Source organism: Protofrankia sp. Cj3 (assembly GCF_917627355.1).
Taxonomy (GTDB): Bacteria; Actinomycetota; Actinomycetes; order Frankiales; family Frankiaceae; genus Protofrankia.
Genome location: NZ_CAKJTR010000014.1, coordinates 21,667 through 36,812 on the forward strand (window position 1 = coordinate 21,667; position 15,146 = coordinate 36,812).

Annotated in this window: 9 protein-coding genes; 7 read left to right on the forward strand and 2 right to left on the reverse strand. The window is 70.1% G+C overall.

Features of this window, described 5'->3' with window-relative positions:
• The first annotated feature begins 103 nt into the window (after window positions 1-103).
• Entirely contained in the window at window positions 104-1,627 is a 1,524-nt protein-coding gene (gene obgE / locus MJ783_RS03355; protein ID WP_239308434.1) for a GTPase ObgE, read from the forward strand.
• A 12-nt stretch (window positions 1,628-1,639) separates the two neighbouring features.
• Window positions 1,640-2,758, forward strand: coding sequence for a glutamate 5-kinase (gene proB / locus MJ783_RS03360; protein ID WP_239308435.1), 1,119 nt, complete (start codon window positions 1,640-1,642; stop codon window positions 2,756-2,758).
• A gap of 180 nt (window positions 2,759-2,938) precedes the next feature.
• On the opposite strand, the gene MJ783_RS03365 is transcribed toward proB, so the two are convergent.
• Together MJ783_RS03365 and MJ783_RS03370 are read right to left on the reverse strand one after the other, a co-directional pair.
• Window positions 2,939-6,160, reverse strand: coding sequence for an AAA family ATPase (locus tag MJ783_RS03365; RefSeq protein ID WP_239308436.1), 3,222 nt, complete (start codon window positions 6,158-6,160; stop codon window positions 2,939-2,941).
• Window positions 6,160-7,461 (reverse strand): exonuclease SbcCD subunit D, encoded by a 1,302-nt coding sequence (locus MJ783_RS03370; protein ID WP_239308452.1) that lies wholly within the window; start codon window positions 7,459-7,461, stop codon window positions 6,160-6,162. The genes MJ783_RS03365 and MJ783_RS03370 overlap by 1 nt, the downstream gene beginning before the upstream one ends.
• A gap of 558 nt (window positions 7,462-8,019) precedes the next feature.
• On the opposite strand from MJ783_RS03370, the gene MJ783_RS03375 reads away from it, so the two are divergent.
• From MJ783_RS03375 to MJ783_RS03395, 5 genes are all read left to right on the forward strand, one after another.
• Window positions 8,020-9,279: a glutamate-5-semialdehyde dehydrogenase gene (locus MJ783_RS03375; protein WP_239308437.1), complete on the forward strand. Its 1,260-nt coding sequence runs from the start codon at window positions 8,020-8,022 to the stop codon at window positions 9,277-9,279.
• A 214-nt stretch (window positions 9,280-9,493) separates the two neighbouring features.
• Window positions 9,494-10,033 carry a hypothetical protein gene (locus MJ783_RS03380; RefSeq protein ID WP_239308438.1) on the forward strand — a complete coding sequence of 180 codons (540 nt, stop codon included), beginning with the start codon at window positions 9,494-9,496 and terminating at the stop codon, window positions 10,031-10,033.
• Window positions 10,034-10,169: 136 nt separating this feature from the next.
• Window positions 10,170-12,392, forward strand: a complete 2,223-nt coding sequence (locus tag MJ783_RS03385; RefSeq protein WP_239308439.1) for a glycosyltransferase family 2 protein — start codon at window positions 10,170-10,172, stop codon at window positions 12,390-12,392.
• A complete protein-coding gene (locus MJ783_RS03390) occupies window positions 12,392-13,999 on the forward strand; it encodes a galactose oxidase-like domain-containing protein (RefSeq protein ID WP_239308440.1) in 1,608 nt (535 codons plus the stop codon). Before MJ783_RS03385 ends, MJ783_RS03390 begins: the two co-directional genes overlap by 1 nt.
• Window positions 13,996-15,144 (forward strand): glycoside hydrolase family 6 protein, encoded by a 1,149-nt coding sequence (locus MJ783_RS03395; RefSeq protein WP_239308441.1) that lies wholly within the window; start codon window positions 13,996-13,998, stop codon window positions 15,142-15,144. Before MJ783_RS03390 ends, MJ783_RS03395 begins: the two co-directional genes overlap by 4 nt.
• Window positions 15,145-15,146: the final 2 nt, after the last annotated feature.

Below are 15,146 nucleotides of genomic sequence, written 5' to 3' on the forward strand. Positions count from 1 at the left end.
GCCTGAGGCAGCCGGCTCGCAGCTCAACAGGGCCGGTGCCGCTGTCCGCGTGGGCGAGTTGTCTCGGCGACCGCTAAGCCAACGACGATGAGGAGAGGCAGCGGTGCCCACCTTCGTCGACCGGGTCGTCCTCCACGTCATCGCGGGGGACGGCGGGCCTGGCTGCGCGTCGGTTCACCGGGAGAAGTTCAAACCGCTCGGTGGCCCTGACGGCGGTAACGGCGGGCGTGGCGGGGACGTCGTTCTTCGGGCTGACCCGAGTGTGACGACCCTGCTCGAGTTCCACTTCCACCCCCACCAGCGAGCCTCTGGCGGCCGTCCGGGCCAGGGCTCCAACCGGCACGGCGCGGATGGTGTCGATCTTGTGCTGCCAGTGCCGGACGGCACGGTCGTCCTACGGCCGGACGGCGAGCAGGTCGCGGACCTTGTCGGCGCCGGGAGCGAGCTGGTCATCGCCCGCGGTGGCCGCGGTGGCCGGGGCAACGCGGCTCTTGCCTCCGCTCGGCGCAAGGCCCCGGGGTTCGCGGAGCTCGGCGAGCCGGGGGAGCGGCTGGACGCCGTCCTGGAGCTCAAGACCGTCGCGGACGTGGCGCTGGTGGGCTTTCCCAGCGCGGGCAAGTCCTCGCTGGTCTCGGTGCTCAGCGCGGCCAAGCCCAAAATCGCGGACTACCCCTTCACCACCCTCGTACCGAACCTCGGCGTGGCGCTGGCCGGTGACCTTCCGCCGTACACGGTGGCCGATGTCCCAGGCCTGATCCCCGGAGCCAGTTCCGGACGAGGCCTGGGGCTTGAGTTCCTGCGCCATATCGAGCGCTGCTCGGTCATCGTGCACGTGCTGGACTGCGCCACCCTCGAGCCCGGCCGTGATCCCGTCAGCGACCTCGACGTCATCGAGGCCGAACTGGCCGCGTACTCCGCGGACCTGTCGGACCGGCCGCGGGTGGTCGTCCTCAACAAGATTGACGTACCGGATGGCCGCGACCTGGCAGACCTGGTCACGGCCGAGATCGCCGCCCGTGGGCTGGCCGTGTTCGCCGTGAGCAGCGCCACCCGGGAGGGCGTCCGTACGCTCTCGCTCGCCCTGGCTGAACGGGTCGCCGAACATCGGGCGCTACAGCCGGCGCGGACCTCCCAGCGGGTCGTTCTCCGCCCCCGCGCGGTTGATGAGCCTGATTTCGCCGTCCGCGCACACGATGACGGGTTCGTGGTGACCGGTGCCAAACCCCTGCGATGGGTCCGGCAGACCGACTTCGGTAACGATGAGGCGGTCGGCTTCCTCGCCGATCGGCTGGCTCGTCTCGGCCTGGAGGCTGAGCTCGTTCGGCTGGGGGCGGAACCTGGTGTCGCGGTGACCATCGGCGATGTCACCTTTGACTGGGAGCCGCACCTGAGCGGGCGTGGTGGGCGTGGGGGCCGGCGTGACGCTCTGCCTGCCGGCTCGGCCGCTGGTGGATCCACGGCCGCCGGCTCAGGGGGAGCTGAGGCGCTCTCGGTGGGATCCACTCTCGGCCCTCGTGGCAGTGACGACAGGCTCCGCACCACCACCCGGTTGACCAGGGCTCAACGCTTCGCTCGCCGGGCAGCTGATCATGCCAGTGGCGCTGGGGACGACGAGGGCGACTCGTGACAGGGTTGATGTGTGACTGTTCGTGACTTTGTGACACGGGCCAACCGGATTGTGGTGAAGGTCGGTTCGTCGTCCTTGACGACCGCGAGCGGCGGTATCGACGGTGATCGCGTCGATGCGCTGGTGCGGGCACTGCTGGCGCGTGCGGGTCGGTTGGTGCTGGTCTCGTCGGGCGCCATCGCCGCGGGCCTCGCGCCGCTGGGGCTGACCCGGCGGCCTCGAGATCTCGCGACCCTGCAGGCCGCGGCGAGCGTCGGTCAGAGCATGCTCGTGCACCGTTACGCCACCGAGTTCGGGACGGCCGGGTACCGGGTCGGCCAGGTGCTGCTCACCGCTACCGATGTGATCCGGCGCACTCACTACCGTAACGCCCGGACCACCCTGGACCGGCTGCTGGAACTCGGCGTCGTTCCCATTGTCAACGAGAACGACGCCGTTGCCACCCAGGAGATCCGGGTCGGGGACAACGATCGTCTCGCGGCGATCGTCGCGCATCTCGTCTCCGCGGATCTGCTGCTCCTGCTCTCCGACGTGGACGGTGTCTATGACGCCAACCCGCGGCGCGGCCCGGCCACCATGATCCGTGAGGTCCGGGCGGACGCGGATCTCGATGGGGTCGGCACCCGCGGCACCGGCAGCGCCGGGGTCGGGATCGGTGGTATGGCAACGAAGATCGAGGCGGCTCGGATGGCCGCCTCGGGCGGGGTCGTGACAATCATCACGTCGGCGGGGAACGCGGCCGCCGCTCTTGCCGGCGCCGACGTGGGCACGGTGTTCCACCCGACCGGCCCGCGCCGGGCGTCCCGCCTGCTGTGGCTGGAACACGCGACAATCCCGCAGGGCAGGCTGTTTCTCGACAGCGGTGCGGTGGCCGCGGTGGTCGGCCGCCGGGTGTCGCTGTTACCTGCCGGGGTCACCAAGGTTGACGGTGACTTCTCCGCCGGTGACCCGGTTGACCTGGTCAGCCCGGCGGGCCTGTCGGTCGCCCGGGGGCTGGTCGCCTACGACGCGGCGGAGCTGCCGGGGATGCTGGGTCGTTCAACATCCGATCTTGCGGCTGAGTTTGGCTCGTTCTACGAGCGCGAGATCGTCCATCGTGACGACCTCGTTCTCCTCCAGCCGCGCCGCTGACGCCGAGCCAGGCGCCAGCCGACGTCGGCTGGCGCCTGGCCAGTGTGCTCATGGGCGCCGGTCTGGACGGTCGTGCCAGCGCTGGCCGCTGGCTCCAGCGTCGTCGGCCGCGCGGGCCTTGTCGGCCGTACGGAGCCTGAAGGAGCACAGCGCGGCCGGCGTCCCGGGCCATCCCGCCGGTCAGGTGAGGCTGGTCCGGACATGGCTGCCACGGGCGCTCTTGACGACGGTGACCTGGGTGGGGATGCGCTGGCGCAGATCGGCGACGTGGCTGACGATACCGACCAGCCGGCCGCCGGAGCGCAGGTCGTCCAGGACGTTCATGACCTCCTCCAGGCTGTCGGGGTCGAGGCTGCCGAAGCCCTCGTCGATGAACAGCGCGTCCATGGCCTGACCGCCGGACTCGGCGGTGACCACGTCCGCGAGTCCCAGCGCCAGGGAGAGCGCGGCCTGGAAGGTCTCCCCACCGGACAGGGTGGCGGTGTCACGCCGCCGGCCCGTCCAGGCATCCTCGACGAGCAGCCCGAGACCGGCCCGGCGCCGCCGGTCGCGGCGTTCACCGACATCGTGGACCAGGGTGAACCGGCCGCCGCTCATCGCCGACAGCCGCCCGCTCGCCGCGGTCGCGACCTCCTCGAGCCGGGCGGCGAGGACAAAGCTCGACAGGGGCATGCCCTGGCGGTTGTCACCGCGTCCCGCGGCCACGTCGGCGAGGCCGCGTATGTGCTGGGCTGCCTCGCGCAGCGGTGCCACCGCCGCGAACGCCTCGGCGAAGACGGCGACCAGGGCGGACAGGCGCCTGAGCCGGTCGCCCGCCCGCGCCGCCGCGGCGAGCGCCGCTTCGTGCGCCTCCCGGGCGGCCAGCGCGGCTGCCTCCCGGTCGGCCAGCGGTACCGGCGCCTGCGGGTCGACGGCCAGCTGAGGGCTGGCCAACCGGGATCGCACCCCGACCAGATCGTCCCGGTGGGCGTCCAGCCGCGTCTGTGTCGCGGCGAGCCAGCTGTCCTCCCGGCAGGCGGCTCGGGCAGTGGCCGTGTCCGGGAAGCCCGCGGCGCGGGCGTCACCGTCGGCCGCGGCTGACGCCCGGCGGTGTTCCTCCTCCGCCGAGACCGCCGCCGCGGCGGCGGCGTGGCACTCGGTGTACGCGTCCGCGAACTGTGCGATCTCGCGCTGACGTGTCGCCAGCTGGTCGGGGTCCCGCAGTTCCGGTGGAATGCCCGAACGCTGCCGGGCGGCCCGTACCCGGTATTCCTCCGCATGGGTGCGGGCGAGCTGCTCGGCCGACCCGTGACCGGCCAGCTCCGCGGCGGCTCGTGTCTCCTCCTCGCGGAGCAGGGCAAGCGCCTGCTCAGCGGATGGGAGATCGGCGGCGGTGGCGGCAAGCATGTCGGCGTGGCTGGCGAGGTCCGCCGCGGTCCGCTCGAACCCCTCGGCGGTTGGCTCAGGAGCAACCGGTAGATCCCGGCGCCGCGGGTCGGCGGCACCGCCGTCGCTGTTGCCGCCACTGTTGCCGTCGCCGCTGCCGCGGTGAACGTCATGGCTGTCCGTGGCATCGCCGCCCACATCGGTGCCGCCCACATCGGTGCCGCCCGCGCCGTGCGGGGCCGAGTCGATGACTCCGACCACGGTGACCGTCGCGAACGACTCGACCGCACGGGACGGTGGTTGGCCGTCCGCACGTGCCGATCCTGTTTCCGGCGTGCTCCAGGCGGGCTCCACCCGGTTGGCGAGTTCACCCAGCAGAGTGCGAATGCGCTCATCGAGCCGGTCGGCATCGCGGCGCGCGTCGGTTGCCACCGCCGTGAGCCGGCCGGCCTCGGCTTCGGCGGCCAGCTCGTCGTCCTTGTCGACATGGTCCGCCCGGACCTCGGCGGGGTCGGGGTGGGCGAGCGATCCGCAGACCGGGCAGGGGGAGTCGTCGACCAGAGCGGCGGCCAGTTCGGCGGTGATCGCGTCGAACCGCTGGCGGCGGATGTCGCTGGCCAGGATGCGGGCGTCGCGGGCGGTCCGCTCAGCCTCGTCGGCACGGGTCATGGATTCGTGATGTTGCCGTACGGTGCCGGCCAGCTCCGCTGCCACCCGGGCCTGTTCCCGCGCCCCGGGGAGCGCCGCGGCGCTGGCTCGGGCCCGGTTCAGCCGCTCCTCGAGGACGTGCCGCCGCTGCGGCAGCTCGGTCCGCAGATACTCGGTGAGCGCGGTGAGCGCTGCCGCGTGGCTCTCGGCGTCGGACTCGGCCGCCGCCGCCGCCGCGTCGTCGGCCTCCGCTGCGGCCAGGACATGGGACAGCTGCTCCAGACGTCCCACATCCGTGTGGGTGAGACGGGACAGCCGCGCCAACTCGTCGACGGACGCGTCGTGGCGGGCACCCAGCAGCCGCAGCCTGTCACGTCCGGCCTCCTGGGCACAACGCGCCCGCTCGAGGCTGTCCGCGCGGTCCCACACATGTTCCAGCGCCCGGCGTACCGGGCCGGCGCGCCGGGCCGCGTCGAGTTCGGCGGCCATCGTCTCCACCGCGGGGAGCTCCGCTTCCAGCGCCGCAAGCTGTGTCAGCAGGTCGCGGCGTTCGGACTGGCGCTCGGCGAGCGCGCGAGCCTGCTCAAGGGAGTCCTCAGCGTGCCGGCGGGTGTCTGCCGCCACCGCGGCCCGATCGTCTGCCGCGGTGGTGGCGGCCGCCGCGGCGGCGGCGAGGTCGGCGACCCACTCCGGGTCGGCCTCGGGGTCAGCGGGTTCCGCCGTCTCCGCGGCTTCGGCCGCGCGTGCCAGCACCCGGACAAGTTCCCCGCGCGCGTTCGCCGCTCTCTCATCCGCGATCTTTGCCTGGTCGGCGAGCCACTGCTCGGCGTGCTCGAACCGGTTGACCCTGAACAGCCGCTTGAGCAGCCGCTCCCGGGCATCGTGGTCCGCCTGTAGGAAATCGGCGAAGTGCCCCTGCGGCAACATGATCACCTGGAAGAACTGTTCGGCGGTCATCCCCAGCAGCCGGCCGACCTCCAGGCCCACGTCATCGTTGCGCTGGGCCACCACCTCCCAACCGGGGCCGGCCCACCGCTCGAGCAGCGCGGTCGGGTTCACCCGGACACTGCCCTCGCCGCCACGTTTCGGTCGCTCCCAGAGCGCGGTGCGTGCGATCCGGAACCGCCGACCGGACAGGCTGAACTCCAGCCGCACCCACGGCGCCGTGCTGGCGTCGGCGTGATGCGAGCGCAGGTCGCGGGCGCGGGCGCGCAGCCCCGGGACAGTGCCGTACAGGGCGAACCCGAGCGCGTCGAGCAGGGTGCTCTTCCCCCCGCCGGTCTCGCCGCACAGCAGCACCAGACCGCCTGCCCTGAGCTGGTCGAAGTCCAGTTCGACGCTGTTCGGGAACGCCCCGAAGGCGGTGAGTTCCAGCCGGTGGGGACGCATCAGGCGGCGTCCTCGGACAGCCGGGCGTCATCCAGCGCCGCCCGCAGCAACGACCGTTCGCGCTCGTCGGGTTCGGCCCGCACATGGGTGAGGAACGCCTCGGCGACGGCCAGATCGGTGCGCCCGCGAATACGCTGCCGGTAGTTGAGCCCGTCCGCGGCCCCGCCAGCAACCGGCTCATGGCTCAGGGTGAGCGCATGGGGGAACCGGCGTTGCAGGGTCGTCATCGCGTCCATCGGGCGGACCGGGTCGGTGAGCACGACTGACACGAAGTCACCGGTATGCGCTTCGTAGACAGCCGAGGTCATGAGATCCGCCAGGGTGCCCCGCAGCCGGGCGAGGCTGCGGTACAGCGGCACCGGGATCTCCTCGACACCGGCCAGGCCGGTCGCGTCCAGCTCGACCAGCAGGGAGGACTTGGCATCCGCCGCTTCCGAGAACGAGTAGGCGAGCGGTGAGCCGCTGTAGCGTAGGTCATCGCGCAGGGCCTGCGGCTTGTGGAGATGGCCGAGGGCGGTGTAGGTGATCCCGGTGAACAGGTCCGCGGGGACCGCCGCCAGCCCACCGACGCTGATGTCGCGCTCACTGTCGCTGCCCTTGCCCCCGTGCACCCACGCGTGGGCGCAGACGATGCTGCGCCCACCGTGGCGAGCGCGCGCGGCGTGGACGGCACGCATCGCCTGCCGCATGATCGACGCATGGGTTGCCGCGGTACCGGCCGGCACGGTCCGGGCCACCCCGGCGCCCCCGGTGGCGGTATCGGCCGCAAGGGTGCCGGCGGCGGCATCCGTGCCGGCGGTGTCGCTCGCGGCACTGTCTGCGGCGGCACTGTCTGTGGTGACGCCTTCTGTAGTGACGCCGTCGCTGGCGGCGGTGTCCGCCAGGGCCGCAGCCACCGCGGCCGGCTCGAGGTAGGGGATGGCGTAGACGTGGACCGGGCCGTGGGAGTCCTCGACAGTCACGGGATCGGCGACGGCAGCCACCTCCGTGCGGATGCGGACCCGGGGATCAAGCAGCCCGGCCTTGTCACCAAGGCGCGCGGGGGCGTCGTGATTACCGCTGATCACCACAACCCGCGCGCCGGCATCGCGCATCCGGGAGAGCGCTTCGTCGAACAGCCGCATGGCCGCGACCGGTGGGATGGCCCGGTCGTGCACGTCCCCAGCGACGACAACGAGGTCGACCTGCTCGACACGGACAACCTCGACGAGGTGGTCGACGAACGCGGCCTGGGCCGCCGACAGATCGAACCCGTGCAGGGCGCGGCCGAGATGCCAGTCGGATGTGTGCAGCGTGAGCATGCCATGCACGGTAAGGCGCGCCTCCGGCGGTTCCACACGCGGGTCCCGGACGGCGGCCCGCCCGTCCCGGCAGCGGCCGGTTCGGCACCGCGTCGAGGGCGAAGAGCGCCCGGCAATAGAGGTGTGGATCAAGGAGTGGGGCTGGGGTGCGTGCGGCGCAAGGCGGAAGGCCGAAGCGATACCGGCTGAGTTGTATCGGTGTGGCCGACAACGCGGCCAGGGGGCGCCTGGGCGCGGCGAGCCGGAATGACGATCTCAAACGCGCTCTGAGCGGTCGGCGCTGGCAGTCCTTCAAGGGGTTGTCGGATGCCAGGTGGATGCGTCGCGAGGCGGCCCAGGCCCCGGTAGCGGTGTGCTGCCGGGGCTGGTGACAACGACGCGAGGCGCCGCCTGGCGCTGGCAGACCCTGGATGAACGTCCAGCGCCGACCACTGAGGCCGGTAACCTCTGTAGTGAACCGGGGACATCAACCCCCAGCGGCGCGGAACATACCCGTTTCTGGCCCTTGAGCGGTGGGGCGCGTTCCGGTGGCAGGCGTCGGGTCGGAAGGAACTGATCATGAACACCATTGCCGAGGACGTCCGCCAGACCGCGGTCCGGGCCCGCGCGGCCGCGGCCACGCTCGCGCCGCTGTCGCGCGCGGACAAGGACCGTGCCCTGTACGCGATGGCGGACGCCATCCTGGCCGCTGGCCAGCCAGTTCTCCAGGCCAACGCCGAGGATGTCGCGATGGCCCGCGACGCGGGCACCGGTACGGCCATGGTTGACCGGTTGACCCTCACCACGGACCGCCTCGTCGCCATTGCCGGCGGTCTGCGCAAGGTGGCGGCCCTCGACGACCCGGTCGGCGAGGTAGTCCGTGGTCGGCGGCTTCCCAACGGAATAGAGCTGCGCCAGGTCAGGGTGCCCCTCGGTGTGGTCGGGATCATCTACGAGGCGCGTCCGAACGTGACGGTGGACGCGGCTGGGCTGTGCCTCAAGAGTGGTAACGCTGTGTTGCTGCGCGGCAGCGCGTCGGCTGCGCGTACCAATGCCGCGCTGGTCGCGGTGCTGCGGGAGGCCGCGGCCGGAGCTGGGCTGCCCGCCGACGCGGTCGCGCTCGTGCCCGGTGCCGACCACGAGTCCGTCAAGCAGCTCATGCGGCTGCGCGGTCTTGTGGATGTGCTGATCCCGCGGGGCGGGGCTGGTCTGATTCGGGCGGTGGTGGCGGAGTCCACCGTGCCTGTGATCGAGACCGGGGTCGGCAACTGCCATGTATACGTCGACGTTGACGCGGATCTCGACCAGGCGCTGGCGATCGTCCTCAACGCCAAGACCCAGCGGGTGTCGGTGTGCAACGCGGCCGAGACACTGCTGGTCCACGCGGGTGTCGCCGACGCCTTCCTGCCCCGGGTCCTCACCGCGCTCCGCCAGGCCGGGGTGACGATCCACGGCGACGACGCGGTCCGCGCGCACGACCCGTCCGCGCTGCCCGCGACGGAGCAGGACTGGGCCACCGAGTACCTCTCGCTGGACATGGCGGTCCGGGTGGTGGGCTCCCTGGCCGAGGCCGTGGCCCATATCCGGCAATGGGGCAGTGGGCACACCGAGGCGATCATCACGCGCTCGCTGGAGGCGTCCCGCCGGTTCGTCGCAACCTGCGACAGCGCTGCGGTCATGGTCAACGCCTCTACCCGTTTCACCGACGGTGAACGATTCGGCTTCGGTGCGGAGATCGGTATCTCCACGCAGAAACTGCACGCTCGCGGGCCGATGGGCCCCAGCGAGCTCACGTCGACGACCTGGGTCGGCGTCGGCGACGGCCATCTGGTGATCTGAGAACCGCCGTGCCGGCGCCGCCAGGAGGCGCGCGGGGCGCGCGGGGCGGGCCGGGGCGGGCCGGGGCGTCCGGATGTACCTCTTGGCCCGTAACGGACAGGTCCAGACATCTTGTCACTGGTTGCGAACGTGATCATGAGAAGTCCGGACGTGGTTGTGCGATACCAGGTACCCATTGGGTTGATGTGGTTGTGCCGGTGTCGAAGGGGGCAGCTTGTCGATTCGCGAATCGGACGGCTCACCCGCGGGCCTTGAGTACGTAGCCAGGTTCCCATCCGCGGATTTGATCATTGTGGGATGCGGTGCCGCGGGGATGGCCGCGGCGGTGGGGACGCTCCTGCCATGGGCGGGCGCGACCCTGTCCGACCGCGGGGCGGTCCTGCTTGCGGTCAGCCGTACCGGGCTGGAGCTGTCGGCCAACGGTGTGGTCGTGCTGCTGCTGGGGGTTGTCTGCGCAGTGTCCTGCCTGTTGCCGCCGGACGGGCGGCGTGCGCGTCCACTGTCCCTCGCGCTGGCGCCGGCTGGTCTTGTGATCACCGTCCTCGCCGCCGCTGAGATCGATGCGGGGGATCCCCTGGCCGCGAAACTCCTCCAGCTACGGATCGGTACCTTCCAGACGGACCATCCCGTGGCCAGTACACACGTGGGCCTGGGCCTGTGGCTCAGCCTCGCGGCCGGCGTCACGCTCAGCGTGGGCGGGGCCGGGTGGCAACTGGTCGGCCGCTTCACCCGGGTAGTGGGTGACCCGGCCTGATGACGAGCGCGGGCGGCGCCGAGGCACGTGGGCGCCCCCGCCTTTCTGGTGATCGGATCGCAGCCGGCGAACAGGTCGAGAACGGACCGATTTCGGTGGCTTTCCCCTGTCGGTGGCACGAGCCCTTGGAACAAAATTGGCCTACGATTACACATCTTTTTCGAGCCTTGCGGGTCCGCTTACCCTGCCGGCCACGAGCGGGAGATACCGGGTCGCCTATCGCCGGGTCATGGTTGGCCGCGAGCTGTGGATGGTGCTGCCGCTGCTGGTGGCCACCGTTGGGTTATCGTCGTTGTTCTTTGTCTGGCTGATCCAGCCGGATCATTTTCCCCGGGGCGCGTACCTGCCGGCCCCGGTCCGTCTCGGCAATGCCGTCATGTTCCTGCTGATCGTCATTTCCGAGGGAATTCGGTTGCTTAACTCGATCACGCTCTGCTGGTCCGCGTTTATCATGCGCGATCCGGTGCCGGTGCGGCCGGCGGACGGCCTGCGGATCGCCTTCACAACGACGATCGTGCCCGCAAAGGAACCGATCGATGTCGTGCGTGACACCCTGATCGCGGCCCGGCGGATCCACTATGGCACGCCGATCGACATCTGGTTACTCGACGAGGGGAATGATCCGGGAGTCCGGGCGGTGTGTGCGGACATCGGGGTCCATCATTTCTCCCGCAACGGGGTCGAACGGTGGAACGAGCCGAAAGGGCGTTTTCGCACCCGCACCAAGCACGGCAACCACAACTCATGGCTGGCCGCCCACGGCGCGTCCTACGACATCGTCATGTCGGTCGATCCCGACCACATCCCGTTACCGAACTTCGCCGCGCGCATGCTCGGCTACTTCCGGGATCCCGAGGTCGCCTTCGTCGTGGGACCGCAGGTCTACGGAAACTTCCAGAAGTTTCTCACCCGCGGTGCCGAAGCCCAGAACTACATGTTCCATTCAGTGATCCAGCGCGCCGCGAACCGGTTCAACTGCGGAATGTTCGTCGGAACGAACCATGCCTACCGTGTCGCGGCATGGGAGCAGATCGGCGGGTTCCAGGATTCGATCACCGAGGATCTGGCCACCTCCTTCGCCGTGCACGGGGCGCGCCACCCGGAAACCGGCCGGCGGTGGAAATCGGTGTACACACCCGATGTTGTCGCTGTCGGCGAGGGGCCGGCGACGTGGACCGACTTCTTCAGCCAACAGCTGCGATGGGCACGCGGCTCCAACGAGGTCATGGTGACCGAGTCGGTGCGCCGGCTGCGGAAACTGTCGTGGGGAGGCCGCCTGCACTACCTGATCTTGATGTTGCACTATCCGACGGTCGCCCTCACCTGGCTGATGGGGATGCTGCTCACCGTCAGCTATATGGCGCTGGGCTCCAGCGGGGTCACGGTGCGCATATCGTCCTGGTTGGCCCTCTACATCGATGTCGCGGTGGCGAGGCTTCTCCTCTACATCTGGCTGCGGCGTTTCAATATCAGCCCGCATGAGGAGAAGGGAACCGCCGGAATCTCCGGAATCTTCGTCTCGATGTTGTGTACCCCCTTTTACTCGACCGCCTTTGTCGGCGCGTTACTGCGGCGTCCGCTCGGTTTCGTCGTCACTCCCAAGGGGCGTAGCGCCAGCCCCGATCGGCTCCTGACCTTCCGAAAACACCTCTTCTGGGCGATGCTCTCCACGGGTTCCATCACCGTCGCGGCAGCCTGCGGCAACGTGTACCCGGCCAACATGGTCTGGGCGGTGCTGTCGCTGCTCAGCTGCCTGGCACCCGTTGCCATGTGGGCGGTGTCCACGGTTGCCGGCCAGCGGCTCGCTCGAGGCGGTGGCTCAGCGGCGGCCCCGCCGCCGGCTGTCGTGCATGTCCGGCCCGCGGACCAGGTGTCCGTGGGCCTGCTGAAGGAACTCGACGGGATGCGTGCGCGGCCCGCGCCGCGGCCCGCGGCCCGGCCGGTCGTGCTGGTGGCCGCTCCGATCGGGTGGCGCGGGGAGGCCGTTGAGGACATGGTCATGCTGGCCGTGCCATCCACAGTGCTACCTACAGTGCTACCAGCAGTGCCACCAGCAGTGGCGCGCGCGAGGGCCTACAGCGAGCAGAACACTCGGTGGCTGGCCCGCCCGGCGCCCACATCGCCGCCGGGAGATCCGGCTCGGCCCGTTGCGGCGACCAGGCAGAAAGTGATCAGAGCGGCGGCCGCCGTCCAACGGCCGACCGGGATGGGGCGGGCGACCGGGCGGCCGGTGCTCGGCGGTTTTTCGGCCTCCAGCGGTTACTCGGCGGCTGGCGGCCACCTGGAGGACGTCACTATGAAGCTCCGGCCGCGGCGTCGGCGGGTGTCCCGCGACGGCCTGCTTGAGGAGCTGACCTGATGGCCGTGCTGCCGGCCTCGCCCGGCCGGGCCAACCGGCTGCGCAGGTGGCGCATGCTGCGGTTCGGTGCCTTTCTTCTCGTCATCCTCGTGGGCAACGGCCCGTTCGCCGTCTCGTGGACCGCGGCGCGTTACGAACGGTGGCGGTCCCACCGGCCGGACTACATGCGCAGCCATGGACGCTGGGACGTTGTCGCGGACAGCGGCACGCGGTCGATCCACGCGGCGATGCTGCATACCGGGAAGGTCCTGCTCATGGCCGGCTCCGGTAACGACCAGGGCAGTTTTGACGCGAAGAAGTTCAGGACCGTGCTGTGGGATCCGATCGCGAACACCTTTACCGATGTCCACACGCCCTGGGATGTCTTCTGCGCCGGGCACGCCTTTCTCCCGAATGGTGATCTGTTGATAGCGGGGGGCACCAAGAAATACGAGCTTCTTGCACCGGCCTCCCCGGACGGTAAGAAGCACGAGTACCAGGGGCTCAAGGACTCCTACCTTTTCAATCCGGTGACCGAGCGATATGAGAAGACCGGTGAGCTGAACCATGCCCGGTGGTATCCGACGTTGGTGACCCTGGCCAGCGGCCTGGTGGTGGCGGTTTCCGGGCTCGACGGCAACGGCGACATCGACCAGGGCAATACCGAGTTGTTCAGCTCAGCCAGCGGGACATGGGACGACCAGCAGGATCTCCGGAAGGTTTTTCCCACCTATCCAGCTCTGCTACTCGCCGGTGACGGCAGGCTGTTCTTCTCCGGCGCCAACGCGGGCTACGGCCCGGCGAGTGTCGCGGAGCGCCAGCCAGGCCTGTGGAACCTGACGAACAACGCCTTCCAGCCGGTCGACGGGCTGCCCGAGCCGGAACTCAACGAGACGGCAGGGACGATCATGCTCGCTCCGGCTCAGGAGCAGAAGGTGATGTTCATTGCCGGTGGCGGGGTCGGCGACACCCAGGTGGCGACTGCCCGGACCGCGATCGTAGATCTTGATTCGCCTGCCCCGCGTTACCAGCGTGGCCCCGACATGTCGAGGGTCAGGCGGTACCCCGGCGCGGTGATCCTTCCTGACGACACCGTGCTCGTCTCCGGTGGTTCCACCGGCTACCGGGCCAGGGACTCCCGGGTCGCCGAGATCTACCATCCGGATACGAGCTCCTTCACCGCGGCGGCGGACCCACACGTCGGCCGTGACTACCACTCCGAATACCTGCTGCTCCCGGACGGGCGGGTGGCTGTCTTCGGTTCGAATCCGTTGAGCGACGACAACACGTTCGAGACCCGGGTCGAGGTCTATTCGCCCAGCTACCTTTACCGGGGTGACCGTCCGAAAGTCATCTCGGCGCCGCCGCGGATAACTCGCGGATCGATGATCACTGTGGCATCGTCGCAGCCGGTGACAAAGGTGCGTTTGATCCGCCCGGGTGCCTACACCCATGTCACCGACACCGAGCAGCGTTCCGTGGCGTTACCGATCGTTCAACAGACAGCTGGCAACCTCACACTGGAGGTGCCCCAGAATCCCAATCTTCTTCCGTCAGACTGGTACATGCTTTTCGTGACCAACGGTGCGGGCGTCCCATCCGTCGCCACCTGGGTTCAAGTGGGATGACAGTGATTGTATCGATCTCCGGGTTGGTGCGGCGTATCGATGTCGTCCGGCGCCGGGCGGGCCACCGCCGGACGCGAGCCGTCGGTCTGGCGGCAGCCGCGGCCCTCGCCGCCATGCTGGCTGCCAGTGGGTGTGGCGCGGGAAGGTCGACCCGGAGCGCCAGCACGGCGGCGAACGGCGCCGGGCCACTTCACGCGGTCGGCGCGCAGTGCCCCGCGGGTGACCCGGCCGGTCGTGGCGCCGTGGCGGGCGCCGGACCGTACGGCCCGGCGCCCCGCGCGCCCTTTCTCGTCGATCCGAACAGCCAACCAGCCATAGCCGCACGTCAGGACGCCGCCAATGGGGCGAGCGCGGCGGCGATCGCGGCCAAGCCGATCGCCTTCTCAGTGGGGGACTGGCTGCGTGACGGTGTTCAAGCTGAGGTGGCGGCGCGTAGCGCGCAGGCGGAACGAGCTGGTGCCACAGCGGTCTTCATGGTCTATGCGATTCCGCACCGTGATGTCGGTGCCGGGTTCTCCGCCGGGGGAGAACCCGACGCTGCCACCTACCGGGCGTTCACCCGGCAGGTGGCAGCGGGAATCGGTGCCCGTGCCGCCGTTGTCATCCTGGAGCCGGATTCGCTCGCGCAGATGGACAGCCTGCCCGCGGCCCAGCAGCGGGAGCGTTATCAGTTGCTGAACGACGCCGTCGACGTCTACGGCGGGCTGGCCCGTACCAGCGTCTACCTTGACGGTGCCAACTGTGGATGGACGGCGGCTCCGGTTATCGCGGACCGGCTGAGCCAGGCCGGGGTGCGGCGGACCCGTGGCTTCGCGGTCAACGTGTCGAACTACTACCGGACCGGGGACGAGATAGCCCGCGCCGAAGTGATCGCGGCGCTGATCGGCGGTGCGCATTTCGTCGTCGACACCTCGCGCAATGGACGAGGCCCGACCGATGGCAATATCAGAGATCCCTGGTGCAACCCACCCGGCCGAGGGCTCGGGGCCGCGCCAACCACCGACACCGCCAGCCCGCGGGCGGACGCGTTGCTCTGGATCAAAGTTCCAGGGGCGAGCGACGGGGAGTGCGGCCGGGAGAACCCCCCGGCTGGCGTCTGGTGGCCGGCTGAGGCCGACGAACTCGTCCGTAACGCGGAATCCTGACC